Below are 26,470 nucleotides of genomic sequence, written 5' to 3'. Positions count from 1 at the left end.
CGCGCTGTGCACTCAGCCGAGCGCCTGACTGACCAAGGCGTAAGTGACCGTCCCCTCGGTCGCGGCGGCTTTCGCCTCGACGCCCTTCGGCGTCAGAAACATGGTGAGGACGGTATCAAATACCGGCATTCCCGCATCGGAGAGAAAGCTGGCAAAGGCACCGCCGGCGCGATGGGTATCGAGGCGCAGGAAGCTTCCCGCATGATCGAGGACGTGCGGACGAACGACGGCAATGGCTTCGGCGTCGTCTGTAGCGACGACCGGACCGACAACACGTCCACGTCCGAAGGGGCGGCAGAGTGCAAATGCGGCGAGCGCTCCATCGCGAAACAATCCGTAACCCACGGATTGTGGGAAGAGTTTCCCGATCAAAACGTCGCGCGCGACGCCGAAGGCTCGCGCATCCAGTTCAACCACGCCTGGGAGGTCTGCGGCGTCCAGCGGCCTAACGGTCGTCCCCTCCGGGACCATCGCGGTTTCCGCCGGCAGATGGACGACACCCTGGCACTGATAGACGGTCTTGATCGGCTGGAATCCGAGCGAATCGTAGAGACGACGCGCGGCCCGGGTCGAATTGAGCCTGAGGGCGCGCCCTTGGCAATCGGCAAGCACATGCTGCATCAGCCATTGGCCGGTGCCGTTCGCCTGCAACCGCGGCGAGGTGATCACCATGCCGACCGTCGCGAAGTCTTCGCCATGCGGGAACCACATCGCCGAACCGGTCACCCTGCCGATTTCATCGATCGCGACATAGCCGCGACCGAACTCGCGCAGGAACTTCAGGTCTTCGGCACGCAAGGGCCAGCCGACGGAAATCGACAGCGCGTGCAACTGTTCGATGTCTACGCTGTCCACGTCCTCAATACGAAGTTCGAAGCTGTCGATGACCTTGGACTGTCCGCCCACTCCTTCTCTCCCCGTCTTTCGCAATCTCAAATCGGCAGAACCGGAATCGTTCGCCTCTACCTTAGTTCAAGGCTCCCAACAGAATTTGCTTGAGGGATCCTCCTATACACAACATTCCTCCAAATTCGTCGCGCTTTCGGCACGCAAACCGTGGGACGCACTCTAGACTGATCGGAATGATGCCAACCGGCGGTCGTTGCCGGTAAATTTAAGAGCCCGTACATGCCGCCGGCGCCGCCGCAAACACCGCGATAATTCCATCCCGCGCTGATGCAGTCGCCATCGGTGGTAGAATGGCGGACATCGCCACGGCTTACGAGTTCACGCGTCAACGGACCGCCCTGGCCGTCAGAGAGAAAAGTGTGGTGGGAATCGCACCGGGTCTCGGCAAGCCGGGCATCTTGTGAGGGAAGCGATGCAGGCAACTGAAATTCTTGAAGCATTGATCGGCTTCCCTTCCGTCGTCGGCACGCCAAATGACAGCATCGTGGCTTGGATTCGCGATTATCTGGAGCGGCACGGCATCGCCGCCTCCGTGCTTCCCGGGCCCGAAGGCGACCGTTCGAACCTGTTCGCCACGATCGGGCCCAAGGATCTGCCGGGTTATGTACTGTCTGGCCATATGGACGTCGTTCCGGCCAATGAGGATGGCTGGTCAAGCGATCCCTTCCGCCTGCGTGCCGATGCGGGTCGGCTCTACGGCCGCGGCACGACAGACATGAAGGGCTTTCTTGCGGCCGTCCTCGCCGCCGCGCCAAAACTCGCCGCGATGTCGCTTAGCCGGCCGATCCATATCGCCTTCTCCTATGACGAGGAGGCCGGCTGTCGTGGGGTGCCACACATGATTGCCCGCCTGCCGGAGCTTTGTGAAAAGCCCCTCGGTGCCATTATCGGCGAGCCAAGCGCGATGCGGGCGATCCGCGCTCACAAGGGCAAGGCAGCCGCACGGTTGACGGTAAGGGGGCGGTCCGGGCATTCGTCGCGACCGGACCAGGGCCTGAATGCGGCGCATGCAATAACCGATGTTCTCGCTTCTGCAGTGGCGGAAGCAGAACGCCTGAGCCGCGGCCCCTTCGAATACACCTTCGAGCCGCCCTATTCCTCGCTCCAAATCGGCACGTTGAAGGGTGGCCAGGCGGTCAACATCATTCCCGAAACCTGCGAGGCGGAATTCGAAGCGCGCGCCATCTCCGGTGTCGAACCCGACCGCCTGCTCGATCCCGTGCGGCAGGCGGCCGAGCGGTTGACCAAGCGCGGCTTTGCCGTGGAATGGCAGGAACTCAGCGCCTATCCTGCCCTGTCGCTCCCGGCAAATGCCCCACTCGCGGCGCTTCTTAAGGGACTGACGGACTTAGAACCGCTCGCTGCCGTCAGCTACGGCACCGAGGCCGGCCTCTTCCAACAGGCCGGTATCGATTCGATCATCTGCGGCCCCGGCGAAATCGGTCGCGCCCACAAGGCGAACGAATACATCCTCGTGGAAGAACTCGAGGCCTGCGAGGCGATGATCGCGGCGCTCGGCGCAACTTGTGCGGCAGACCCCGTGTAGGAGCCTCGGCGATGACTTTCCTCTTCAACTCGGATGCGAAACGTGGTGCAATCTTCGCCGAGGCCTTCGCGCGTGACTTGCCTGAGATTCCCTTCTCGATGGACCCGGCGAATGTCGATCCGGAGGATGTACGTTATCTGATCACCTGGACCGTGCCGGCCGATCTCGCCCGGTATCGCAATCTCGAAATATTGTTCTCGATCGGCGCCGGCGTCGATCAGTTCCAGATCGATGCCGTGCCGGCGCATGTGAAGGTGGTGCGCATGGTCGAGGACGGCATTGTCCGGATGATGCAGGAATATGTGACGCTCGCCGTGCTCGCGCTCCATCGCAACTTGCCCGCCTATCTCGATCAGCAGCGCCGCGGAAATTGGCAGGCGATCGCCCAGAGGCAGGCGGTGGAGCGGCGCATCGGCGTTCTCGGCCTCGGCATGCTCGGCACAGCGGTGCTTGAACGCTTGAAGCCTTTCGGCTTTCCGCTTTCCGGCTGGAGCCGCAGCCCGCGCGACATCGCAGGTGTCAATTGCCGGAACGGTGAAGACGGACTCGATACCTTCCTCCGCTTGACAGACATCCTCGTCTGTCTGCTACCGCTGACGGACGAGACTTACGGCTTTCTGAACGCCGATCTCTTCGCCAGACTTCCGACCGGTGCGGCATTGGTGCATGTCGGGCGCGGGCCGCAACTGGATCATGACGGACTTCTCGAAGCCCTGGACGGCGGTCATCTTTCGGGCGCCGTGATCGACGTCACCGAACCGGAGCCGCTGCCGGAAACGCATCCTTTCTGGCGCCATCCCAAGATCCTGCTGACCCCGCATGTGGCGAGCGTCACCCAGCCCCAAACTGCCGCGCTCGCGGTGATCGACAATATCAAGCGCCATCAGGAAGGCCTCGACCCGATTGGCCTGGTGGACCGCGACCGTGGCTATTAATTCTAATCACATGAGGAAAAACATGTCCCTGCTGAAGACGATCGATCCGAATCCCGCCTTCGCCCCGCGCGAGAACTCTCCGCTTCCCGAACGCCTCATCGCCGGCAACCCGGCGTTCAAGACCTGGGCGCAGGATGTGGCCCGCGACGAGATGATCCATACCGGCGTTTGGGAAGCGACGCCCGGCGAAACACGATCGATAAAAGGCGAGACGTTCGAATTCTGCCACATCCTCACGGGCGTCGTCGAAATTACCCCGGAGGACGGCGAACCGGTCGTTTACAAGGCAGGCGATAGCTTCGTGATGAAGCCAGGTTTCGTCGGCATCTGGAAGACGATCGAGACCGTTCGCAAGATTTACGTGACCGTTATGTGAGCACCGAAACCGCGCGCCGCTATCGTCCTCGGCGCCCGGTATGAAGGCAGTCTGCTCAGCACGGGTCGCGCTCGTCTCGCAGTCGTCTTTCGATCCCCAACGAAAAAGTCCCTGGGGCGCGGCATAACCATACAAGTTTCGGCGGGAGCGGGTGGCCGTCGGCTTAGTGCCGCACCCGGCAAACGCGCGGGCGCTCCCGCTGCATAGGCGCATTCAGCTCTTTGTATCCACTGTGCAAATGCTAGAATCATTCTAAAACAGCACTCGACAAACGCTATGGTTGAGTCTATTTGCTCTAGCGCTCAACCTCGCAAGAAGGACTTATTGCATGAAGGGTGATCCCCAAGTCATCGAGCGGCTCAACGAAGCGCTATTCCTGGAACTCGGAGCGGTAAACCAATATTGGCTGCATTACCGGCTGCTCGAAGACTGGGGTTACACGAAGCTTGCCAAGAAAGAGCGCGCCGAATCGATCGAAGAAATGCAGCATGCCGACAAGCTCGTCGCACGCATCATCTTCCTAGAAGGGCATCCGAACCTGCAGACCGTCGCACCCCTGCGCATCGGCCAGAACATCAAGGAGGTTCTGGAGGCGGACCTAGCCGGTGAATACGACGCCCGCACCTCCTACAAGGCTTCACGCGACATCTGCAACCAGGTCGGTGACTACGTGTCGATGAAGCTGTTCGAAGAGTTGCTCGCCGACGAGGAAGGCCACATCGACTTTCTGGAGACGCAGCTCGAGCTCCTCGACAAGCTCGGCGTGGAAAAATACGGCCAGCTCAACGCGGATTCCGCCGACAACGCCGAATGAGCCGGCGGCGCGGTCGATTCGACGCTCGATCGGGCCGCGCATCCTCATGGGTTTCGCGGCCTCGCCGCCTCCATCAAGTGGGTGAAAGCGCATCGGGGTCGAGGCCGCTCCTTCAAACCTCCAGAATGATATCCTTCGGCGGCCCCGAAACTGCACCCCACAGTCCCCTTAGCCGCTGCGGTCGGCGCGCCTGCGCTGACACGCCCCCCTGATATACGGCAGGATCCGCGGTCAGCTTGCCCGACAAAAGAATTCGCTGCCGATCCGGCCCAAAACGCAATTTTTGGCCGTCCGGATACCGCCACTCAAAGCACGCTGCTCGTGCCTGTCGGCTAGTCTCGCACTACTCTCTTGCGAGGAAAAGCGATGACCCTCAGTTTCGATCCGGACACCGTTTCACTTCCCGTCGGCCACTTCATCGGTGACCAGTTGGTGCCGGCCGAAGGCGTCATCGACATGTACCGACCGTCCGACGGCAAGGCCTATGCGGGCTGTCCGCTTGCCGACGAGGTTGTCGTCGACCGCGCTGTGGAGACGGCAAAGCAGGCGCTCAAGGTCAGCAACTGGGGCGGCGTTCGGCCGCGCGAACGCACGGTCGCGCTGCAGCGCTGGGCGGACCTGATCGAAAGGGAAGCGGCAACCCTGGCCAAGCTCGAAGCGCTTTCTTCGACCCGCCCGGTCGGCCATCTTATAGCCGGCGACATTGCCGTCAGCGCCGAGCAGATACGCTTCTTTGCCGAGTTCGCCGACAAAGAGGGGAGCGACCTCGTCCCGACCGACGATGCCAATCTCGGCATGATCATGACCGAACCCTATGGCGTCGTCGGCGCCATTACGCCGTGGAACTTTCCCGTTTCCATGGCCGCCTGGAAGCTCGGGCCGGCGCTTGCTGCCGGCAATGCGGTGGTCCTGAAGCCGTCGGAAATGACGCCGTTTTCGACTATATTCCTGGCCGAACTTGCCATCCGCGCTGGCATTCCGGCAGGCCTCATCAATATCGTGCTCGGCGATGGACCAGTAACCGGCAACGCGATCACCGGCCATCCGGACATCGCCAAGGTGAGCTTCACCGGCTCGACTGCGGCTGGCTCGGCGATCATGACGAATATCGCCCGCACAGGCGTCAAGCCGATGACGCTGGAACTTGGCGGAAAGAGCCCGCAATTGGTTTTTGCCGATGCGGATCTCGACAAGGCGGCGGCAGCGATCGCCCAGAGCATGCTTTCCAATGCCGGTCAGGCCTGCGTCGCCGGATCGCGACTGATCGTTGAGGAGAGCGTCGCTGCGTCGCTCGCCGAGGCGATCGTTGCGCGCATGCAGGTTGCGAAGGCCGGCCCGACCTGGGACGAGACCTCTGAATACTCGCCGATCATTTCCAGGCGGCAACTGAACCGCATTCACGGCATCGTCGAGGCTGCCGTTTCTGCAGGCGGCGAATGCCTGTTCGGCGGCCGCCAAATGGATGCGCCGGGCTATTTCTATCAGCCGACGTTGTTGGCCGTGCGCGAAAGCTCCTCCCCGGCTGTCACCGAGGAGATCTTCGGACCGGTGCTCACTCTGCAAACCTTCGCCGACGAGGAGGAGGCGCTGGCGCTTGCCGACCACCCGACCTACGGCCTTGCCGCCGGCCTTTTCACCCGCGACCTGTCGCGCGCCGTACGTCTTACGCGCAAGCTGCAGGCCGGCACCGTATGGGTCAATCGCTACAGCCGCTCCCGCGACCACATCCTGCCGACCGGCGGCTACAAGCGCTCCGGCATCGGCAAGGATCTTGGCCGAGAAGCCTACCACGCCAATCGCAAGAGCAAGAGCGTGCTCATCAGCCTCTAAGCGGACTTGTGTGGCTCCAGCCACGCTTCGTCTGGTTAGGTTTTGTTTTTATCGCAGGTTTTCGGTCTGGACATCGACCTTCGGAAGCCTGCCTAGGGAGAAACAATGAAGTCCTATTCGATCGCTCTCATCCCCGGCGACGGCATCGGCGACGACGTGACCGAGGCGGCCTGGCAGGTACTCGTGACCGTCGCCAGACATACCGGGTTTACGCTCACCGGCACGCGCTTTCCATGGTCCTGCGCCTTCTACAAGGAGACCGGTGCAATGATGCCGCCGGACGGCATCGAAACGCTCCGCCGATTCGACGCGATCCTGCTCGGCGCTGTCGGCTGGCCCGCCGAAGTGCCGGACTCCGTTTCCTTGCATGGCCTGCTGCTGCCGATCCGCAAGGCCTTCGTGCAGTATGCCAATATCCGGCCGCACCGACTGCTGGTGGGCGTTGACGGGCCGCTCCGGGCCAGGAACTTCGACATACTCTGCATCCGCGAAAACACCGAAGGCGAATATTCCGGTGCCGGCGGGCGTGTGCATCAGGGAACAGCGGATGAGGTCGCCGTCGAGACTTCGATCTTTACCCGCACCGGCGTCGAAAGGATCCTCCGCTTCGGCTTCGAACGGGCGCGGGCGCGGCGCGGGAAGCTGGCCTCTGTCACCAAATCGAATGCGCAGAAATATTCAATGGTATTCTGGGACGAGATCACGCAAAAGCTCTCTTCCGAATACCCGGACGTAGAGGTGACAAGCTACCATATCGACGCCATGGCCGCGCGCATGGTCATGGCGCCGGATAGCCTCGACGTCGTCGTCGCCTCGAACCTTTTCGGCGACATCCTGACGGATCTCGGCGCGGCCATCCAGGGTGGCCTGGGCTTTGCCGCCTCCGCCAACATCAACCCGGATCGGACAGCTCCATCGATGTTCGAGCCGGTCCACGGCTCCGCTCCCGATATCGCCGATCTCCGCATCGCCAATCCCATCGCTGCGATCTGGTCCGGTGCACTGATGCTGGAGCATCTCGGAGAGACGAGCGCCGCACAGGCGATCATGGGGGCGATCGAGAAAGCCACCGCACGCGGCATCGGGACAGTGCCGGGCAAGGACAAGACAGAAGCCATAACCGCCGCGGTGCTCGCCGCGCTCGACTGATCATGAGGGAAACACCATGGACAATTTGAGGGATAGCAATCTCTTCCGCCAGACGGGCCTGATCGCCGGAAATTGGGCAAAGGCCAGGTCGGGCGAGGTCGTCGAGGTGATCGATCCGGCCAGTCAGGCGGTCCTCGGGACCGTCCCGGACATGGGGAAGGCCGAAACTCGCGCGGCGATCGAGGCGGCGAACACTGCCTTCGGCCCCTGGAAGAAGAAGACGCATGCCGAACGGGCCGCCCTGCTCGAGCGCTGGCATGCGCTGATGATCGAAAATCTCGAGGACCTGGCACTGCTCCTGACCCTCGAGCAGGGTAAACCGCTCGATGAGTCGCGCGCCGAGATCCGGTATGGCGCATCCTTCGTCAAGTGGTTCGCCGAGGAAGCGCGCCGCATCGGCGGCCACACGATCCCCTCGCCCACACCGGACCGCCGCATCGTCGTGCTCAAGGAAGCTGTCGGCGTCTGCGCCATCATCACGCCCTGGAATTTCCCGAACGCAATGATCACCCGCAAGGTGGCGCCGGCTCTCGCCGCCGGCTGCACGGTAGTCATCAAGCCGTCCGAATTCACGCCTTTCTCCGCACTGGCCCTTGGAGTACTCGCCGAGCGTGCCGGCATTCCAGCCGGCGTGATCAACATCGTCCCCGGCATGCCGACCGCGATCGGCAACGAGTTCATGGCGAACGAGACGGTGCGCAAGATCTCCTTCACCGGCTCCACGCGCGTCGGGTCGCTCTTGATGCGCGGCGCCGCCGACAGCGTCAAGCGTCTCTCCCTCGAACTCGGGGGCAACGCACCGTTCATCGTCTTCGACGATGCCGATCTCGATCTTGCCGTCGAAGGCGCGATCGCCTCGAAGTTTCGCAATGGCGGCCAGACCTGCGTCTGCGCCAACCGCATCCTAGTGCAGGCCGGCGTCTACGACGCCTTCGCCGAGAAGCTCGGCGCTCGCGTCAACGCCATGAAGGTCGGCCCGGGCACCGAGCCCGGAATTGCGATCGGCCCGATGATCAACGCGGCAGCGATCGAGAAGATCGACCGCCACGTCGAGGACGCTCTCGCCAAGGGCGCTAAGGTTGCGGCGCGCGGCAATGCAGTGCCGGACGGAAGGCAGTATACGGCCCCGATCGTCCTGACCGGTGCAACGACCGACATGCTGCTCGCGAGCGAAGAGACCTTCGGACCCGTCGCTCCGCTCTTCCGCTTCGAAACGGAGGAAGAGGCAATCGCCATTGCCAACGGCACACCCTTCGGTCTCGCCGCCTATTTCTACACGGAGAGCCTGAAGCGTTCCTGGCGCGTTGGGGAAGCGCTCGAATTCGGCATGATCGGCCTCAACACCGGCGCGATCTCGACCGAAGTCGCGCCCTTCGGCGGCGTCAAGCAGTCGGGGCTCGGGCGCGAGGGCGCCCAGGCCGGCATCGAGGAATATCTTGAAATGAAGAGCTTCCATATCGGCGGGCTGGACTGACTTAGTCTATCAGCGGCCAGTCGCGGCGGCCTGCGCGACAGTTTGGCGGAGCAAACGCGATCGCGCGGCTAAGCCGCGTTCACTCGTCGCCAAAAAAAAGGAGGACCCCGAGCCTGGGAGGACGGCATCGGGGTCCAAATCGGCCGGTCCTGGGAAGGAGTGAACCGACCTGGTCTGCTCCCGCGCGAGAGGAGCAGCATCTTGACGGCGCACCTTTGGTCTAACGGATAGGCGCGCCACGAGCGTCGAACCGGTGCAGATGAGCCGGGCGCAAGCCGACTGTGGTGCCGTGGGGGATTTGCCGCTTTCCCGCCTGACGCACGACGATCGGCTCCTGCGCACCAATGTCGACGAACAGGTAGTTGTCGGAACCAAGGTCTTCCGAATGAATGACGTCGCCATGCCAGATGGCGCCGTCATTGACGATGTCGATGTGTTCAGAGCGGATGCCCAGTGTGTGGCAGCCGTGCGCTCCAGCAAGCTCACCATTCAGGAAGTTCATCTTAGGACTGCCTATGAACCCTGCGACGAACAGCGATTTTGGATGCTCGTAAAGCTCGGATGGAGTGCCCACCTGCTCGACGACGCCGTCGCGTAGCACGCAGATCCGGTCCGCGAGCGTCATTGCCTCGACCTGGTCATGGGTCACGTAAATCATCGTGACGTCTTGCATGTCGTGGTGCAATTTGGCGATCTCAAGTCGGGTCGCGACGCGCAAGGCGGCATCGAGGTTCGACAAGGGTTCATCGAAAAGGAATACACGCGGGTCGCGGACGATTGCGCGACCGATTGCCACGCGCTGCCGCTGGCCACCGGATAATTGCTTGGGCAAGCGGTCGAGGAGATGGCCGATCTGCAGCATTTCGGCGGCTCGTTCGACTCGCTTGCGGATCTCTGGTGGATGAGAATTGGCGAGCTTCATGCCGAATGCCATGTTGTCGTAGACGTTCATGTGCGGGTAGAGGGCGTAAGATTGGAACACCATGGCGATCCCACGCTTCGACGGAACCAGGTTGTTCATCCGCTCGCCGTCGAAGATCAAATCGCCCGAGGTGATCGTCTCGAGGCCGGCGACCAGCCGCAGCAAGGTTGACTTGCCGCAGCCAGACGGGCCGACGAACACCATGAACTCGCCCTTCCGGATCGTGAGGTCGATGCCCTTGATGACCTCGAGGGCACCGAAGGCCTTGCGGACGTTCTTGAGTTCAATGTTTGCCATGAGGAACCTCCAGACTAGCCTTTGACGCCGCCGGCTGTGAGGCCGGCCACGATCTTGCGTTGGAAAACGAGGACAAGCACGATGAGCGGTACCGTCACCAGCACCGAGGCCGCCATGATCGTGCCCCAGGGCGTCTCGTGCTGCGTCGCTCCGGACAGGAGCGCAATGGCGACTGGAACGGTCCGCGTCGTTTCGGAGGACGTGAAGGTCAGCGCGAACAGGAATTCGTTCCAGGCACCAATGAAGGCGAGCAGTCCGGTGGTGACCAAAGCGGGCCAGAGCAGTGGCAGAAAGACCCTGGTGATGATTACCCACGGCGTGGCACCGTCGACAATCGCAGCTTCCTCGATCTCCAGTGGCAAGTCGCGCATGAAGGTGGTCAGCACCCATACCGTGAAGGGGAGCGTAAAGATCGTATAGCTGAGGATCATCGCCCAAGGCGTGTTGTAGATGTTGAGAAAGCGTATCAGTTCGAATAATCCGGCGAGCACAGCGATCTGTGGAAACATCGATACCGCCAGAATCGTCATCAACAGCAACCCGCGTCCGCGAAACCGGACACGAGCGAGCGCGTAAGAGGCAGTGACGGCCAGAAACATCGCGAAGGCCACCGTCGTCGCCGCGACGAACAGGGAATTCATCACGTTTCGTGGAAACGTGCCGTTCCTCAAAATAGCGGCGTAGTTCGACCAATCGAGGCTCAAGGGCAGGTAGTTGACCTCGAACAGCGCCGTTCCCGTCTCCAAACTGGTGAGGATCGCATAGTAGAAGGGAAACACCGCAACGACGACAATGACGGCAACAGCCAGATAGAAGGCGGTGCACTTGAGCGCATCTGTCAGGGTCATCGGCCTTCTCCACTCAAATCCAGTTTGCCGAGCCAGATATAGGCTGCGACGAATACCGCGATGATCGCGAACAGCAGCGTCGACTGCGCCGATCCGTAAGCGAACTTGTCGAATTCGATCAGGTTCTCTCGACTGATGATCGACATCGTCTTGGTGGCCTTCGAATTCGGGGTAAGCACGTAGATGAGGTCGAAGATCCGCAATGCATCGAGCATGCGGAAGATGACCGCGACCATCAGCGCCGGACGGACCAGCGGCAAGGTCACCTTGAAGAACACCCTCACCGGATGAACGCCATCCACTTTCGCCGCTTCATAGATGTCGCGCGGGATCATCTGTAGCCCGGCGAGGCAGAGAAGCGCCATGAAGGGTGTGGTTTTCCAGATGTCCACGATGAGCACGGCAACCATCGCTGTCTCGACATTGGCCGTCCAGGCGATCTTCTGTTCTATCAGACCGAGCCTGAGGAGCATGTCGTTGATAATCCCGAACTGGTCGTTCAGCATCCAGCTCCACATCTTGGCCGAGACGATCGTCGGTATCGCCCAGGGGATGAGGATTGCAGCACGTACCATACCCCGTCCCTTGAATTCGGCGTTGAGCACCAGAGCGACGAGCAAGCCCAGGATCGTCTCGATCGTTACCGAGACGAGGGAGAACCGGACCGTGTTCCAAACAGCATTCCACCAGGCCGGATCGACCAGCGTGCCGCGCCAAATCGTGCGGCCCGACGACAGCGTTCGCCAGCTGAGGTAATTATCGAAACCAATCCACTCGCCGGCATAGAGATTGTTGAGCGTCACGTTGGTGAACGAAAAATAGACCGATCGAAACAGCGGCCAGGCGGCTACGAAGAACAGCATCACGAGCATCGGCGCCAGGAACCAGAACGCGGCGCGTGCCCTCTGCTGCTGAAGACTGAGCTGCCTGCGCTCGATCGCGGGCCTGCCTGTTGTTGTGATAGCGTTGGTCATGGGGCTCCTCCCGGTCCGGGCGTGCGAAACGCTAGTCGAGGACGAAGCTGGCGCTACCAGCCGGCGCCTTTCAAATCCTCGAGGTCGAGTTCGAGCAATTCGAGGTTTTCGGCGGCCGAGCCGTTGCCGGAAAGCGTCTCGTGCACGGCGGACCAGAATTTCGACGAGAGCTCGTTGTACTTGACCTTGGCTGATGCCGAGGGGCGCGGCACGGCGCCGAGGAGCACGTCCTTCCAACGCGGGATGATCGGTTGAGCCGCGGCTATGTCCGGATCGTCGTAGAGCTTCACGATCGTCGGCAGGCTTGAGGCCATGATGGCACGCTGTTTCTGCACGTCGGGTCCGGCCAGAAAGAGTGCCAACGAAATCGCCTCCTCCTTGTGCTCGGAGTACTTGGACACACCGACATTCCAGCCGCCGAGGGTCGCCGCCGAGCTGTCGTTTTCACCTCCGCTCGGAAGCGGCGCTACATCGAAGCGTCCCTTCACTGCGCTGTCTGCACCGTTGCCGAGACTGTAGGCGTATGGCCAATTACGCATGAAGACGGCATTGCCTGTCTGCCAGACGCCGCGGGCTTCCTCTTCCTGATAGGCGAGAACCCCCTGCGGCGAGATCGTGCCGATCCAACTCTCCGCAAGATCGAGTGCCGCGGCGGCCTTCTCGTTGTTGACCGATATTGTGCCATCAGGTTCCACGATCTGGCCGCCCCCGAAGGACCGGATCCATTCCAGCGCATTGCAGGTCAAACCCTCATAGGCATTGCCTTGCCAAACGAAGCCCCACAGGTCGCCCTTACCTTCGGCCCGCTCGGCGTCCTGGATCTTGCGTGCGGTTTCGGTCAGTTCCTCCCAAGTCTTCGGAACGCGGACGCCGTGCTTCTGCAGCAGATCCTTTCGATAATAGAGAGCCGGTGCATCGGTAAAAAGCGGCAAGGCAACGAGCTTCCCATTCACCGTCTGCGATTGGATGACGGCGGGCAAATGCTTCGGCACGAGATCCTTTGCTGCCTCGGACAGATCCACCAGCTGTTCCGCCAACTGCGGCGCCCAGATGACGTCTGTCTGGTAAAGGTCAATGTCCTTATTGCCGGCTGCGAGCCACAGGCGGTACTGGCCGAACTGATCGGAAGTGGAGGCTGGCATCGGCACCAGCTTCACCGTGTTGCCGGTCGCCTCTTCCCAGGGCTTCACGAGCTTCTTGAAGTTTTCGACGTCGTTGCCGACCGTTCCGAGCACGTAGTGAAGTTCGGCGGCGGTCGCCACAGCTCCGAACGATGCGGATGCGAGTACCGCAACCATAGCCGAGCGGGTCACACGGTTTGCGAGATGAGATTTCATCGAGGCTCCTCCCATTGAACGACTGGCGTGCGCTCCTCAGCGCAGGGCGCCCGGCATTTGCGCCGTTTCTCCGAAACGTTTCGGATAATAAGCGCCAAGATTTGTCGGCTGTCAATCGGGATTTGGGAGAAAATATTCGAAATCGCGTGCGAAGGCCCAGATCAGCTGGCGAGCGAGGCGACGGAGCCCCCTTCGACGAACTCGAACTCAGTCACGCATTGCAGGCTTTCCGGCGGCTTGCCCTGGATCGCGCCGGCCAGGTAGTCGGCCAGAGGAGACCAGCTGTCGCGGAGCGCCGCGCGCGTGACCGTCAGTTCCGGGCGAAATGGCGGAACGGAGAAATCAGGCAGCACATCGTCGTGGGCAATGATTGATACGTCGTGCGGGATGGAGAGGCCGAGTGCCGCGACTGCTTTGTAAACGCCTTGTGCTATCAACACGTTACCGCAGATGACGGCGCTCGGACGGCGCTCGGCATCGCTGAAGAACTGTACGGTCGAAACCAGCCCGAGGCCCTCATCCATGCGGCCGTGGCGGATCAAATCCCGCCGCAAAGTGAGCCCCCTCTCCGCAAGAGCCGACCGGTAACCGGCCAGTCGATCGCGTGCGAAGCTGTAATGTTCGGGGCCATTGATCAAGGCGATGTGCTTGTGCCCCCTTCTCCCGAGGTAGGCGGTGGCCTGATAGGCGACACCATAATTGTCTATGTCGAAAAACGGGTAGCTCGGAGTCGGGCTCGTGCGGCCGTGCACCACAAAAGGAACACCTCGTTTGGCGAGGTAGCGGACCCGCACGTCGTCTTTTACGGGTTCGACGATGATAAATCCGTCAAGCGCACCACCGTCGATCAGCTTCTGGTAGATGTCGATGACGTCATCTCCCTCCTGGGCGATATGCAGGACGAACTGCATGCCCCGGCTGGAGAACTGAGACGAGAGACCGGCCATCATTTCCAGGAGAAAGCCGTCGGACGATAGCCGCGGATATCGGGTCATCACGAAACCGACCATCCCCGAGCGGCCCGAAACGAGCTTTCGCGCAGTGAGATTCGGCTGGTACTTTAACGCTTTAGCGGTCTCCATGACCCGCTGACGCGTCTCCTCATTCACGTCCGAATGGCCGTTAAGAGCTCGACTTACCTGCGTTACAGATAGGCCCAGCTTTCGGCTGATGTCCTTCAAGGTGGTCATATTTGACGTGGCTCCGACGGGTTGTTTCCCGGACCTTAGCGCACTGCGCTTGTCAATCCAAATCGTTTCGGTTATCACTGTGAAACATCCGAAGCGTTTCGGACAGTTTTGAATGCGGTTTGTGACTTGGGAGGCGGAAGAATGGGCGACCAAAACGAGTGGTGGCGCGGGTCCGTTACTTATCAGATCTACCCGCGATCGTTCCAGGACAGCAACGGCGACGGCATCGGTGATCTCAATGGCATCACGGAGCGTCTCCGCTATCTCGCAGATCTCGGCGTCGACGCAATCTGGCTGTCGCCGATCTTTACCTCGCCGATGGCGGATATGGGCTACGACGTCGCTAACTATACCGACATCGATCCCACCTTCGGCACGCTTGCCGATTTCGACCGAATGATCGCGCGAGCCCATGAGCTTGGTCTGAAGGTGATTATCGACCAGGTGCTCTCCCATTCCAGCTCACAGCATTCGTTTTTCCAAGAGAGTCGCAAGAGCCGCGACAATCCGAAGTCGGACTGGTACGTGTGGGCGGACCCGAAGGCAGACGGTTCGCCGCCGAACAATTGGCTCTCGGTCTTCGGTGGCCCTGCCTGGCAATGGGAAACCCGGCGCAAGCAGTATTACTTCCACAATTTTCTCGTTGAACAGCCCGATTTCAACTTCCATAACCCGGATGTCCAGGATTGGCTGCTGTCCACGATGAAGTTCTGGCTCGACCGCGGTGTCGACGGATTCCGACTCGACACGGTGAACTTCTATTTTCACGACAAGCTCTTGAGGGATGATCCAGCGGACTTCCGCCGCAAGGCAGTGCCGGAGTGGAATCCCTACTGGATGAAATACCATCTGTTTTCAAAGAACCAGCCCGAAAACCTTGTGTTTCTGGAGCGTATGCGGGCTCTGCTCGACCAATATCATGCCCGCGCCATGGTCGGCGAGATGGGTGAAGCCCACCATGCAATCCGTATGATGGGTGAATACACCACCGGCAAGCGGCTGCACAAATGCTACTCCTTCGAGATGCTCGGGGACGCCTTTAATGCCGCGCACTTTCGCAATCAGATCGAGGATTTCTTCACCGGAGCCCCCGGTGGGTGGCCGACCTGGGCATTTTCGAACCATGACGTTATCCGTCATGTCAGCCGCTGGGCGAGGCACGGCATCAATCAGGACGCCCTTGCCAAGCAAGCAGCGGCCCTCCTTTTGTCGCTCCAGGGATCGATTTGCCTGTATCAGGGCGAGGAACTCGGCCAGAGCGAAACAGACCTCGAATACCACGAGCTCACCGATCCGCAGGGCCTGAGATTCTGGCCCGACAACAAGGGGCGCGACGGCTGCCGCACACCGATGGTCTGGGACGGCCACACACCCAATGGCGGATTTTCCACCGCCACGCCCTGGCTGCCGATCAAGGCGCCACAGGCTGCGCGGCATGCGGAGGGCCAGCTCGACCAGCCGGATTCAGTTCTGGAATTTTACCGCCGCATGCTGAAACTGCGGCGGGAAAACGAGTCTCTTCGTACCGGCCCGACGCAGTTCTTCGATACCTCGGAGCCAGTTCTGGCATTTACGCGCGGCGGCGAAGTGCTCTGCGTCTTCAATTTGTCGCCACACCCCCATAGCGTGCGGCTAGAGGGCGTCGGCGTGGTGTCGCTAAACGAAGCCACAGAACACCATGGCGACGTTTTGAAGCTGCATCCGAATGGTTTCATCCTGATGCAGATCGTTGGCACACCGACCGTTACAGACGTGAGAGAGCCGGTTATCGTGTAATCAGACGGAGAAAACGTGCGTCCGTCTGGCATTGCGTGCGTAGATTGGCGCACTCGACCGGACCAGTCGGCCGGCGTCTCTATGGAGACGCTCCAGCGGAACTTGGCATTTTCGGCTGACGCGTGTCTCACCAGCAGCCATCCGCGCGATCAGCCGCCTTCGGACACATCGGGACAATCGGGCAAATTGTTGCGCCGAGCATTAGCGACCGCGAGGGGCCGTCACCGGAAACTGCGTCCCCGTAACCACGAGCGGCTGCACCAGGTCTCACTTTGCCGTCTACAGGGGGTCTATCCAATGTCCAGCGTGTGTGGCGATCATTCGGCAGGATCGTAGCGGATCGGCAGCGCGTCGGCCCGCCACACGATCCGGCACGGCCGAAAGCGCCAATGGCGTTCTGCACCCTCGAGTGGCGCGCCATCGGCGTGCTCGTACAGGATCTCCGCCTCGCCGGTCATCTGCAGGAGGCCGCCCGCATCGAAATCCGGGAAGGCGAGCCCGGCGCGCCCGTTGAGCGCGATGTTGCCGAGCGTGTTGAAGAAGCGGTTGCCGGGAAAATCCGGGATCGTCAGCCAAGCGTCCTTGCCGAGGCGGACGAATCCGGAACGGCCGCCGCGATGCGAGACGTCCACCTGGCGCCCGGATTCGAGATCGGCGTAGCTCGCCACGAAAAAAGTGTCCGCGCGCGCAATTACGGTGCGGGCCGTCTCGTCGAGCGCGAGGCTCGCCCTCGGTGGCAGCACCGGCGGCGCGGCCGGGTCTCGAGTGAAGCGGACCTGCCGGGGTTGGATATATTTCGGACAATTGCCGAAGCTCTGAGCGACGGCAAGATCGAAGCCGCGGCTGCTGCGCGAAAGAGCTCCGTTCAGCCGATTGCGGCGACGCGTGCCGAGATCGATCCCAAGCAGGCCGAGCGCGGCACCATCTTCCATGCCCGGCTCGGCGGGATCCGCTGGCTCCCTGGCGAGTTCGACGTTCAGGGTATGGGCGTCCGGCGCCCGGAGGAAACCCGGGTAGCCGAACCGCAGTGTTGCCCAGACGTCGCCGTTGGGCGCGACGGCACCGAGTACCACCATCGGCAGAAGCGAGTAGAATTCACGGTGCTGATCGATCAGGTGATCGCGCACGACCCGGCGCCCGACCTCGTTCATACGGGTTTCCACACCGACGAGGCGCTGCAGGGCGATCTCCCCTTTATGCCAGGGAGAAGGTGCGAGGGCGGGGTTCTGCATGACCATTTGCCTCCATTCAAGCTGTCAGGCCCACCGGCGTTTTCTGGAAATCGACAAAACCTGGCAGGGCCTCGACGCGCTCGAGCCAGGTGCGGATATTCGAATAGGGTTGAAGGTCCACGCCGCCTTCGGGTGCTCGCGCGACGTAGCTGAAGAGCGCAACGTCGGCGATGGTCGGCCGATCGGCGGCTATCCAGACCCTGCCGTCGAGCTCCGAGTCGACCAGGGATAGAATGGCGTGCGACCGCTGCATGGCCTCGTCGGCCCGATACGGCGCCTTGAACACGTTGATGAGGCGCGCCTGCGCCGGGCCATGGGCAATCTGCCCGGCCGCGACGGAAAGCCAGCGCTGGATGGCGGCCGCACCTGCAGGGTCTTCCGGCAGCCAGTCGGCGCGCCCGGTCTTCTTGGCGAGATAGACGAGAATGGCGTTGGAATCGCACACGATCGTTCCGCCGTCATCGAGCACCGGAACCTGGCCAAAGGGATTGAGTTTCAGGAAATCCGGCTCCTTGTGCTCTTTCCTGGCGAGATCAACCAGCACGAGCTCATGTTCGATGCCGAGCAGCGAGAGGAAAAGCAGGGCGCGATGAGCATGGCCGGAGAGTGGATGGTAAAAGAGCTTCATGACTGCCTCCTGAAAGAAATTGGGGAACAGACGGAAACATGATTATTGTTCTCCGCGTTGTTAAGTCTTTTCCGAGGCACTAAACAATTTCATTTAGAGCAATAATTGGAGAGATGGCGATGGACCGTTGGCAGGCTATGCGGATCTTCGTCCAGGTGGTCGATAGCGGCGGCTTCGCACCAGCCGCCAAGATGCTGCATATGAGCCCGCCATCGGTGACGCGGGCGATCGCCGCACTGGAACAACAAATCGGCACGAGGCTGCTGGTTCGCACAACGCGGTCGGTGAAGCTGACAGCGGCCGGCGAGGGCTATGTGGCCGACTGCCGCCGCATCCTCGCGGAAATCGCCGAAGCCGAAGCCAATGCGGCGGGCAGCTTCACGCATCCGGCAGGGCTGCTCACGATCACGGCGCCAGCGCTCTTCGGACGCATTCATGTCCTGCCGATCATCCTCGACTTTCTCGATCACTACCCGGCGATGCAGGTGAAGACGGTCTTCGTCGACCGGGTGACCAATCTCGTGGAGGAGGGATTAGATGTGGCGATCCGCATCGCCGCGCTGCCCTCCTCCGGTCTCATCGCGCGTCGCATTGGATCGGTGCGGCAGGTCATCTGCGGCGCGCCAGACTACTTCGCCCGCTTCGGCGAGCCCAAAAGCCCGGAAGACTTCACACGACATCGCATGATCGGCCGCGATGGTCTTTTCGGCCATTCCGAATGGCTGTTTGGAAACGACGGCAGCATACGCGTCCCGATCGGCGCACGGCTGATCGTGAATACCAACGATGCCGCCATCGCCGCCGCCGTCGCCGGGTGGGGACTGTCCCGATTTCAGTCCTACCAGGTAGCGCCGGAAATCGAGGCCGGCCGGCTCAAGATCGTGCTTGCCGACTACGAGCGCGAACCGGTACCGATCCATATCGTGCATGCGGAGGGCCGCAAAGTCTCGGCTCGCATACGTGCGTTCCTAGATTTCGCGGCCGTGCGCTTCCGCCGCCGCGCGAGTTTCAACGCCTGGCTGCCGGAAACGGCCGCTGGTCCCGATTACTGAATGCGATCAAGCATCTTGTAGTACATGCCAACCAGCGGCAGGAACCAGGGCTTGCCGAAATGTCCCGGCACAGCCGGCCAATCGAGGCCCTTCAGTGGATTGCGGTCCGGCCGATCGAGAATGGCGTCGGCAATGATCATGCCGAGATGGGTCGAAAGCTGCGCGCCATGGCCGGAATAGCCCATGGCATACCAGACTCCATCTTGATAGCCGGCGCGCGGATATCGGTCCTTGGTCACGTCGACAAGCCCGCCCCAGCAATAATCGACCTCGACATTGGCGAGTTGCGGAAAAATCTCCGCAAGGCTCGCCTTCAGGATCGCACCGCTCCTTGCATCTGACCGCTGGTCCGATGTCGCAGAAAACCTGGCGCGCCCGCCAAAGATCAGCCGATTGTCCGGGGAAAGCCGAAAATAATTGCCGATATTCTTCGACGTGACGCAGGTGCGGTTACCGGGCATCGTCGCTTCGACCTCCACCGCCGTCAGCGGCCGGGTGGCGATGATGAAGCTGCCAACCGCGATGATGCGGCGCCGGAAATAACCGAAAGCCGAGGGCGTATAGGCGCCGGTGGCGACCAGCACCTGGTCGGCGGTCACGCTCCCCCGTGCGGTCTTCAGTTCATGGCGGCCGCCGGCGCGCCGATGATCGGTAACCGCCGCGTGCTCGAAGATCGTCGCGCCATGACGGCTCGCCGCGTCGGCGAGACCGACGACATAGCGGCCCATATGCATCATCGCGCTCTTCTTCGAAAGCATCGCCCCGAAGAAGGGGGCGCCCACCTCATCTTTGAGTTCATGCGCTCTGAGCAGAGCAGTATCGGCGTCCACCTCAGCGTTCACCGCTTCAAAATTACGGGCAATCGTCTCGAAGTGTTGGGGCTTCGAAGCGAGCTTCAGCTTGCCGGCCCGCCGGAAATTGCACTCTATTCCCTCTTCGGCAATCAACGCCTCGATCGTGTCGATCGAATCGTCGAGCGCTTTGTAGAGGGCGATCGCCCGCTCCTTTCCGAGCTCCTTCTTTGCCGCCAGATAGCTGTGTGCGAGGCCATTGTTCAGATGCCCGCCATTGCGGCCGGAGGCGCCCCAACCGACCCTTTCCGCCTCCAGCACGACGACCTTCGCGCCGGCCTTGGCGAGTTGACGGGCCGCGCCCAGGCCGGTGAAGCCGCCGCCGATTATGGCGACGTCGTAATGGCCTTCGACCAGGCCCTGCACGGCCCCGGCAAAGGCCGGGGCGGTGTCGTGCCAATAGGAAACGTATTTCATGGCGTACCGCCCCTTTTTCTTGTTCAGAGACCGACGACGCCCGGCAGTTCCGAGATGTTGGCGATCTCGGTATAGCCGTAATAGGGATTGGCCGGCTCGTGACCGCGGTTCACCCACACCTTGTTCTTGATGCCGAGGTCATGGGCCGACATCAGGTCGTAGCGGAAGGAGGAAGAGCAGTGCAGAATGTCCTCCGGGCCGCAACCCAGCATGTCCAGCATGTATTCGAAGGCTTTGAACCGCGGCTTGTAGGCCTGCGCCTGTTCGGCGGTATAGACCTTGTGGAACGGCGCGCCGAGCTTCTCGACATTGGACATGATCTGCGAGTTCATTGCGTTTGACAGGATGACCAGCGGAATCTCCTTGGCGACCTTGGCAAGACCAGCCGGAACGTCCGGATGCGGCCCCCAGGTCGGCACGCGCTCATAGACCATACGCGCGGCCTCGTCGCGGAATTTTATGCCGTTGCGCTTGCAGGTGCGTTCGAGCGAATTGTGCACGACCTCTGCATACGGCTTCCAATCACCCAGGATCTCATCGAGGCGATAGGCGGCAAAATTCTTGATGAACTCCGCCATCCGCGGCTCGTCCAGTTGCTCGCTATAAAGGTCACGAGCGGCCTCCGCCATCTGGAAGTTGGTCAGCGTGCCGTAGCAGTCGAAGGTGATGTATTTCGGGCGGAAGGTCGTCATGTGCATATCCTTCATAGACGGGTTCGGATGCCATAATCATAGGCCCTGGCCAACGCCTCGGCTCACCTGATTTCGCGAGCACCGAAGCAGAATCTACCGTATCGAAAGTCGCCTTTGGCAGAAGGTTGCGAGCCTCGCCCGCCCGCGCCGACCGAGGCCCCCATTTCCCGCAGCCCATCGCAGCATGCCAGCATAAGATGCGGCGGCGCGCGCGCGCAAAGCCATAAGATACCGCGCGGAAGCTGTCCTTCAGCCGATTTGCCGGATCCAAATCCTCCAGACTTCGAGGTCAGAAATGAGGAAGATTCGCAATGCAGACACGTCAGATCGATCTCATAACCTTCAGCCCCGAACACCTGGATGCAGCGGTCGGACTGTCACGCCAGGCCGGTTGGCCGCACCGGCCCGAGGATTGGCAGATGGTGCTCGCCTTAAGTGAGGGCATCGTCGCGCTCGAGGACGATCGTATCGTCGGCACCGTGCTCGTGACCTCTTACAAAGAGGACTGCGCGACGATCAACATGGTTATCGTCGACGAAGCGATGCGCGGCCGCGGGCTGGGGCGCCGGCTGATGGACGCCGCCTTGCGCATTGCCGGCAATCGCCCCTTGCGACTGGTGGCTACCGCGGAAGGTTTGCCGCTTTACGAGAAGGTTGGCTTCCGGGAGACGGGTCGCGTGCTGCAGCAGCAGGGCGTCGTTGGTGAAATGACCGCTCCGGCAGGCGTGGAGCCCGCAAACGCATCCGACGTCGCAGCGATTGCCGATCTCGACCGCGGCGCCTTCGGCGCGGACCGTGGCGACCTCATCGCCTCTATCGAGGCGGTCGGCGAATTCGCGGTGATCCGCCGCGATGGACGCGTTTGCGGCTTCGCTGCCCTGAGGCCTTTTGGCCGTGGCGAGGTCATCGGGCCGGTTGTTGCCGCCGATCTCAACGACGCCAAGGCATTGATCGCACATTTCATCGCCCGGCGGCCCGGGCGATTTTTGCGGATTGATACAATCGCAGATACCGGCCTCGGGCCATGGCTCGCCGAACAGGGTCTTGCCCATGTCGGCGACGCTATCGCTATGAGGACGTCGGTCAGTGAACGCGCTGCCGACGCCACCGCGACAACCTTCGCCCTCGCCAACCAGGCGTTTGGCTGACCCGGAGAGTCCCCATGTACAGCAATTCCCTCATCGAACTGGACCGTGCTCATCTCGTGCATCCGGTCGCCTCCTATCGCGGCCATGAAAAGCTGGGCGTGCGCGTGCTCGCCTCGGCTTCCGGTGCGACAGTCACCGACGCTTCAGGCAAGCAGCTGATCGACGGCTTTGCCGGCCTCTGGTGCGTCAATGCCGGCTATGGTCATGAGAGCATCGTCGAGGTGGCAACGCGGCAGATGCGCGATCTGCCCTATGCGACCGCCTACTTCGGTCTCGGATCGGAGCCGGCGATCCGGTTTGCTTCGGAACTCGCCGAACGGGCGCCCGGCAATCTCGACCACGTCTATTTCACGCTCGGCGGCTCCGATGCGGTCGACAGCACGATCCGGTTCATCCGCTATTACTGGATCGCCCGGGGTGAACCGCAGCGCGACCAGTTCATCTCCATCGAGCAGGGCTATCACGGCTCCTCGACGGTTGGTGCGGGCCTGACGGCCTTGCCTTTGTTCCATGCGGGCTTTGGCATACCCTTTGACTGGCAGCACAAGATTCCATCGCACTATGCTTACCGTAATCCGGTCGGCGACGATCCGCAGGCGATCATTGATGCGTCGCTTGCAGCGCTGCGGCGCAAGGTCGAGGAGATCGGTCCCGAGCGGGTCGCGGCCTTCTATGCCGAGCCGATCCAGGGCTCCGGTGGAGTGCTGGTACCGCCCAAAGGCTGGATGAAGGCAATGCGCAATCTTTGCCATGAACTCGGCATTCTCTTCGTTGCCGACGAGGTGATCACCGGCTTCGGCCGCACCGGACCGCTCTTTGCCTGCGAGGAAGATGAGATCGTTCCGGACCTCATGACCGTGGCGAAGGGCCTGACTTCCGGCTACGTGCCGATGGGCGCGGTTTTCATGGGCGATCATATCTACCAGACGATCGCCGACAGCGCCGGTGCCGCAGCCGTCGGCCACGGCTACACCTATTCGGCCCATCCGGTCAGCGCCGCGGTCGGCCTTGAAGTGCTGAAGCTCTACGAGAACGGGTTGCTGGACAACGGCCGCAAAGCCGGCGCACGGCTGATGGCAGGGCTTGAAGGCCTCAAGGACCATCCGCTCGTCGGCGATGTCCGCGGCCGCGGCATGCTGGCGGCCGTTGAGCTCGTAACCGACAAGGAGAAGAAGGCCCCGTTACCGGCCGCAGCCGACCCGGCACGGCGCATCTTCGACCGCGCCTGGGAGAGCGGCCTCGTCATCCGCGCCTTCGCCAACGGCGTCCTCGGCTATGCGCCGCCGCTCTGCTGCACCGACGCCGACATCGACGCCATCGTCGAGCGCACCCGGAAGGTGCTGGACGAGACCTTGGCGGACCCGGACGTACGCGCGGCCGTGAGGGCCTGAGAGCGACCATCCGCTTATTTCGCGGAATGGACATATTCGAAATTTTGTGCCGCGTCACCGTATCTTTTCGGAAACTTCCGCGCGGCACAGCAGCCAAACTGAAATCGCGAAATGGCGGCATTACAGTAAATGCGGTCTTCGATCGGCGGGGCGGAGATCCCGCGACGGGAACAGAATATTCTTCTTCCATGAAGCCGCTCCTTGTGAGCCCGAAAACTGGGGAATGAAGTTGAAGAGCCTTCCGGAATTCAAATATATGACCTTCGACGTAGTCGGCACGCTGATCGACTTCGAGAGCGGCCTCAAAGACTGCCTCGCGGGCATCGCGGCCGAGGCGGGCGTCGACATCGACGGCGAAGAGGCGCTGACGCTCTATCGCGCCGCCCGCTATTCCGAGGACGCGGACCTCTTTCCCGACGATCTCGTGCGGGTCTACCTCCAGGTCGCGCCGAAGCTTGGCCTGCCAGCAGACCGAAGCTATGGCGAGCGCCTGCGGGACTCGGCAAGGAACTGGAAAGGCTTCGCGGACAGCGCCGATGCCCTGGCACGGCTTGCGAAGGATTACCGGCTCATCGCCATGACCAACGCCCGCCGCTGGGCGTTCGAGTGTTTCGCGCGCGAGCTCGGCAACCCCTTTTACGCCGCCTTCACCGCGGACGACACCGGCACCGAAAAGCCGGACCCCGCCTTCTTCGAGAAGGTGTTCGACTTCGTCGCGTCCGAAGGCAATTCCAAAGACGACATCCTGCATGTCGCCCAGAGCCAGTATCACGACATCGGCATCTCGCGGGAGCTTGGCATGACCAATTGCTGGATCGAGCGCCGCCATGCCCAGAAGGGCTACGGCGGCACCATCGAGCCGGCCGAATTCACGAAGCCGGACTATCACTTCACCTCGATGGTCGCCCTCGCCGACGCCGTGGCTCAAGAACGCAAGTGATCCATTCAACGGATCGGGTCGAAGCCCACAAGAGAAGGGCAGCCCGCCAATTAAGAAGGGGAATGTCATGACAGACAAGATCACCAACTGGACCAGGTCGGACGACGCCATGGTCGAAACCGCCATCCGTCGTGGCGCCACACGCCGCGAACTATTGCAGATGCTGCTTGCAGGCGGCGTCGCAATGTCGGCCGGCGGCGTCCTGCTCGGCCGCGCCGGTCAGGCGGTTGCCGCGACGCCGGTCGCCGGCGGCACGCTCAAGGCTGCCGGCTGGTCGTCCTCGACCGCCGACACGCTCGACCCGGCCAAGGCGTCGCTCTCGACCGACTACGTCCGCTGCTGCTCCTTCTACAATCGCCTCACCTTCCTCGATAAGTCCGGCACGCCGCAGATGGAGCTTGCCGAAGCAATCGAGACCAAGGATGCCCAGACCTGGATCGTCAAACTGAAAAGCGGCATCACCTTCCATGACGGCAAGCCGCTCACCGCCGACGACGTGATCTTCTCGCTGAAGCGCCATCTCGACCCGTCGGTCGGCTCCAAGGTCGCGAAGATCGCGGCGCAGATGACCGGCTTCAAGGCGATCGACAAGCAGACCGTCGAGATCACCCTTGCCGACCCGAACGCCGACCTGCCGACGATCCTGTCGCTGCACCACTTCATGATCGTCGCCGATGGCACCACCGACTTCTCCAAGGGGAACGGCACCGGCGCCTTCGTCAGGGAGGTCTTCGAGCCGGGCGTGCGCTCGATCGGCGTCAAGAACAAAAACTACTGGAAGTCCGGCCCGCACGTCGACTCCTTCGAGTATTTCGCTATCAGCGACGACAGCTCGCGCGTCAATGCGCTCTTGTCCGGCGACATCCACCTGGCAGCCACGATCAATCCGCGTTCCATGCGCCTTGTCGAGAGCCAGGGCGACGGCTTCGTGCTCTCCAAGTCGACTTCAGGCAACTACACGAATCTCAACATGCGCCTGGACATGGAGCCCGGCAGCAAGCGCGATTTCGTCGAGGGCATGAAACACCTCGTCAACCGCGAGCAGATCGTCAAGTCCGCGCTCCGCGGCCTCGGCGAAGTCGGCAACGACCAGCCGGTCTCGCCGGCCAATTTCTATCATAATGCCGACCTGAAGCCGCGCGCCTTCGATCCGGAAAAGGCGAAATTCCACTTCGAGAAGGCCGGCGTGTTCGGCCAATCAATCCCAGTCGTTGCTTCCGAAGCGGCCACCGCCTCCATCGATATGGCAATGATCATTCAGGCATCCGCGGCCGAGATCGGCCTGAAGCTTGATGTCCAGCGCGTGCCGTCGGACGGGTATTGGGACAATTACTGGCTCAAGGCGCCGGTTCATTTCGGCAACATCAACCCGCGTCCGACGCCGGACATCCTGTTCTCACTGCTGTACGCCTCCAGTGCTCCCTGGAACGAGAGCCAATACAAATCGGAGAAATTCGACAAGATGCTGATCGAGGCGCGCGGCTTGCTCGACCAGGAGAAGCGCAGGGAGATCTACAACGAGATGCAGGTGATGGTCTCCAACGAAGCCGGGACCATCATCCCGGCCTACATCTCCAACGTCGATGCGCTCACGGCCAAGCTCAAGGGCCTGGAACCGAACCCGCTCGGCGGGCAGATGGGCTATGCCTTCGCGGAGTACGTCTGGCTCGAAGCCTGAAGAATGGAAAAGGGTCGGGCTGCAGCTGCACCGCTGCAGCCTACCCCACCGATTTTAGCCTTAT

General features: G+C 61.7%; 23 protein-coding genes. 13 read left to right on the top strand and 10 right to left on the bottom strand.

The genetic code is table 11. The features are described 5' to 3' along the window. Positions 1 to 12 precede the first annotated feature (12 nt). Positions 13 to 906 (bottom strand): GNAT family N-acetyltransferase, encoded by an 894-nt coding sequence (locus AC4P1R_RS18230; protein WP_492178414.1) that lies wholly within the window; start codon positions 904 to 906, stop codon positions 13 to 15. A gap of 415 nt (positions 907 to 1,321) precedes the next feature. Here AC4P1R_RS18230 and argE point away from each other — a divergent pair, with 415 nt between their 5' ends. The 7 genes from argE (at position 1,322) to AC4P1R_RS18195 (ending at position 9,033) form a co-directional block, all read left to right on the top strand. Beyond that, positions 1,322 to 2,455 (top strand): acetylornithine deacetylase, encoded by a 1,134-nt coding sequence (gene argE / locus AC4P1R_RS18225; RefSeq protein WP_492178413.1) that lies wholly within the window; start codon positions 1,322 to 1,324, stop codon positions 2,453 to 2,455. An 11-nt stretch (positions 2,456 to 2,466) separates the two neighbouring features. Beyond that, positions 2,467 to 3,390 (top strand): 2-hydroxyacid dehydrogenase, encoded by a 924-nt coding sequence (locus AC4P1R_RS18220; protein WP_492178412.1) that lies wholly within the window; start codon positions 2,467 to 2,469, stop codon positions 3,388 to 3,390. 22 nt (positions 3,391 to 3,412) lie between these two features. Further along, positions 3,413 to 3,766 carry a cupin domain-containing protein gene (locus tag AC4P1R_RS18215; RefSeq protein ID WP_069460210.1) on the top strand — a complete coding sequence of 118 codons (354 nt, stop codon included), beginning with the start codon at positions 3,413 to 3,415 and terminating at the stop codon, positions 3,764 to 3,766. Between the two features lie 328 nt (positions 3,767 to 4,094). Then, a complete protein-coding gene (bfr, locus tag AC4P1R_RS18210) occupies positions 4,095 to 4,580 on the top strand; it encodes a bacterioferritin (protein ID WP_069460209.1) in 486 nt (161 codons plus the stop codon). A gap of 366 nt (positions 4,581 to 4,946) precedes the next feature. Further along, positions 4,947 to 6,410, top strand: a complete 1,464-nt coding sequence (locus tag AC4P1R_RS18205; RefSeq protein WP_492178410.1) for an aldehyde dehydrogenase family protein — start codon at positions 4,947 to 4,949, stop codon at positions 6,408 to 6,410. A gap of 105 nt (positions 6,411 to 6,515) precedes the next feature. Continuing rightward, positions 6,516 to 7,559 carry a tartrate dehydrogenase gene (locus AC4P1R_RS18200; RefSeq protein WP_492178408.1) on the top strand — a complete coding sequence of 348 codons (1,044 nt, stop codon included), beginning with the start codon at positions 6,516 to 6,518 and terminating at the stop codon, positions 7,557 to 7,559. Between the two features lie 16 nt (positions 7,560 to 7,575). After that, positions 7,576 to 9,033 (top strand): NAD-dependent succinate-semialdehyde dehydrogenase, encoded by a 1,458-nt coding sequence (locus AC4P1R_RS18195; RefSeq protein WP_492178407.1) that lies wholly within the window; start codon positions 7,576 to 7,578, stop codon positions 9,031 to 9,033. 220 nt (positions 9,034 to 9,253) lie between these two features. Here AC4P1R_RS18195 and AC4P1R_RS18190 read toward each other — a convergent pair whose 3' ends face one another. The 5 genes from AC4P1R_RS18190 to AC4P1R_RS18170 form a co-directional block, all read right to left on the bottom strand. Then, positions 9,254 to 10,252, bottom strand: a complete 999-nt coding sequence (locus tag AC4P1R_RS18190) for an ABC transporter ATP-binding protein (RefSeq protein ID WP_069460205.1) — start codon at positions 10,250 to 10,252, stop codon at positions 9,254 to 9,256. Positions 10,253 to 10,266: 14 nt separating this feature from the next. Next, positions 10,267 to 11,100 carry a carbohydrate ABC transporter permease gene (locus AC4P1R_RS18185; protein WP_492178406.1) on the bottom strand — a complete coding sequence of 278 codons (834 nt, stop codon included), beginning with the start codon at positions 11,098 to 11,100 and terminating at the stop codon, positions 10,267 to 10,269. Beyond that, positions 11,097 to 12,074 carry a carbohydrate ABC transporter permease gene (locus AC4P1R_RS18180; protein WP_069460203.1) on the bottom strand — a complete coding sequence of 326 codons (978 nt, stop codon included), beginning with the start codon at positions 12,072 to 12,074 and terminating at the stop codon, positions 11,097 to 11,099. Before AC4P1R_RS18180 ends, AC4P1R_RS18185 begins: the two co-directional genes overlap by 4 nt. Before the next feature lie 53 nt (positions 12,075 to 12,127). Next, positions 12,128 to 13,372, bottom strand: coding sequence for an ABC transporter substrate-binding protein (locus AC4P1R_RS18175; protein ID WP_273361178.1), 1,245 nt, complete (start codon positions 13,370 to 13,372; stop codon positions 12,128 to 12,130). Between the two features lie 200 nt (positions 13,373 to 13,572). Continuing rightward, positions 13,573 to 14,601: a substrate-binding domain-containing protein gene (locus AC4P1R_RS18170; RefSeq protein ID WP_069460201.1), complete on the bottom strand. Its 1,029-nt coding sequence runs from the start codon at positions 14,599 to 14,601 to the stop codon at positions 13,573 to 13,575. Between the two features lie 141 nt (positions 14,602 to 14,742). Here AC4P1R_RS18170 and AC4P1R_RS18165 point away from each other — a divergent pair, with 141 nt between their 5' ends. After that, positions 14,743 to 16,377 (top strand): alpha-glucosidase, encoded by a 1,635-nt coding sequence (locus AC4P1R_RS18165; protein WP_492178404.1) that lies wholly within the window; start codon positions 14,743 to 14,745, stop codon positions 16,375 to 16,377. A 317-nt stretch (positions 16,378 to 16,694) separates the two neighbouring features. Here the strand turns inward: AC4P1R_RS18165 and AC4P1R_RS18160 are convergent, their stop codons facing one another. Both AC4P1R_RS18160 and AC4P1R_RS18155 read right to left on the bottom strand, forming a co-directional pair. Continuing rightward, the gene (locus tag AC4P1R_RS18160) at positions 16,695 to 17,609 is read right to left on the bottom strand and encodes a flavin-nucleotide-binding protein (protein WP_492178402.1); all 915 of its coding nucleotides are present in this window, start codon (positions 17,607 to 17,609) and stop codon (positions 16,695 to 16,697) included. Between the two features lie 16 nt (positions 17,610 to 17,625). Continuing rightward, positions 17,626 to 18,237 (bottom strand): glutathione S-transferase family protein, encoded by a 612-nt coding sequence (locus tag AC4P1R_RS18155; RefSeq protein WP_492178401.1) that lies wholly within the window; start codon positions 18,235 to 18,237, stop codon positions 17,626 to 17,628. A 119-nt stretch (positions 18,238 to 18,356) separates the two neighbouring features. Here AC4P1R_RS18155 and AC4P1R_RS18150 point away from each other — a divergent pair, with 119 nt between their 5' ends. Continuing rightward, positions 18,357 to 19,289: a LysR family transcriptional regulator gene (locus AC4P1R_RS18150; protein WP_492178399.1), complete on the top strand. Its 933-nt coding sequence runs from the start codon at positions 18,357 to 18,359 to the stop codon at positions 19,287 to 19,289. Here the strand turns inward: AC4P1R_RS18150 and AC4P1R_RS18145 are convergent. After that, complete coding sequence (locus AC4P1R_RS18145) at positions 19,283 to 20,557, bottom strand: NAD(P)/FAD-dependent oxidoreductase (protein WP_492178397.1); 1,275 nt, start codon at positions 20,555 to 20,557, stop codon at positions 19,283 to 19,285. The two genes, AC4P1R_RS18150 and AC4P1R_RS18145, sit on opposite strands and share 7 nt — an antisense overlap. A 23-nt stretch (positions 20,558 to 20,580) precedes the next feature. Further along, positions 20,581 to 21,249 carry a haloacid dehalogenase type II gene (locus AC4P1R_RS18140; protein ID WP_151613497.1) on the bottom strand — a complete coding sequence of 223 codons (669 nt, stop codon included), beginning with the start codon at positions 21,247 to 21,249 and terminating at the stop codon, positions 20,581 to 20,583. Between the two features lie 311 nt (positions 21,250 to 21,560). Here AC4P1R_RS18140 and AC4P1R_RS18135 point away from each other — a divergent pair, with 311 nt between their 5' ends. The 4 genes from AC4P1R_RS18135 to AC4P1R_RS18120 all read left to right on the top strand — a co-directional run bounded on the left by AC4P1R_RS18135 (position 21,561) and on the right by AC4P1R_RS18120 (position 26,406). After that, positions 21,561 to 22,397, top strand: a complete 837-nt coding sequence (locus AC4P1R_RS18135; RefSeq protein WP_492178395.1) for a GNAT family N-acetyltransferase — start codon at positions 21,561 to 21,563, stop codon at positions 22,395 to 22,397. A gap of 14 nt (positions 22,398 to 22,411) precedes the next feature. Further along, a complete protein-coding gene (locus AC4P1R_RS18130; RefSeq protein WP_492178394.1) occupies positions 22,412 to 23,788 on the top strand; it encodes an aspartate aminotransferase family protein in 1,377 nt (458 codons plus the stop codon). 223 nt (positions 23,789 to 24,011) lie between these two features. Next, positions 24,012 to 24,728, top strand: a complete 717-nt coding sequence (locus tag AC4P1R_RS18125; RefSeq protein ID WP_069460193.1) for an HAD-IA family hydrolase — start codon at positions 24,012 to 24,014, stop codon at positions 24,726 to 24,728. 67 nt (positions 24,729 to 24,795) lie between these two features. Continuing rightward, the gene (locus AC4P1R_RS18120; RefSeq protein WP_069460192.1) at positions 24,796 to 26,406 is read left to right on the top strand and encodes an ABC transporter substrate-binding protein; all 1,611 of its coding nucleotides are present in this window, start codon (positions 24,796 to 24,798) and stop codon (positions 26,404 to 26,406) included. Positions 26,407 to 26,470: the final 64 nt, after the last annotated feature.

Source organism: Sinorhizobium sp. Y406 (assembly GCF_058732025.1).
Note: the sequence above shows the minus strand (reverse complement) of the source record. Positions and strands in the feature narration are given on the sequence as shown.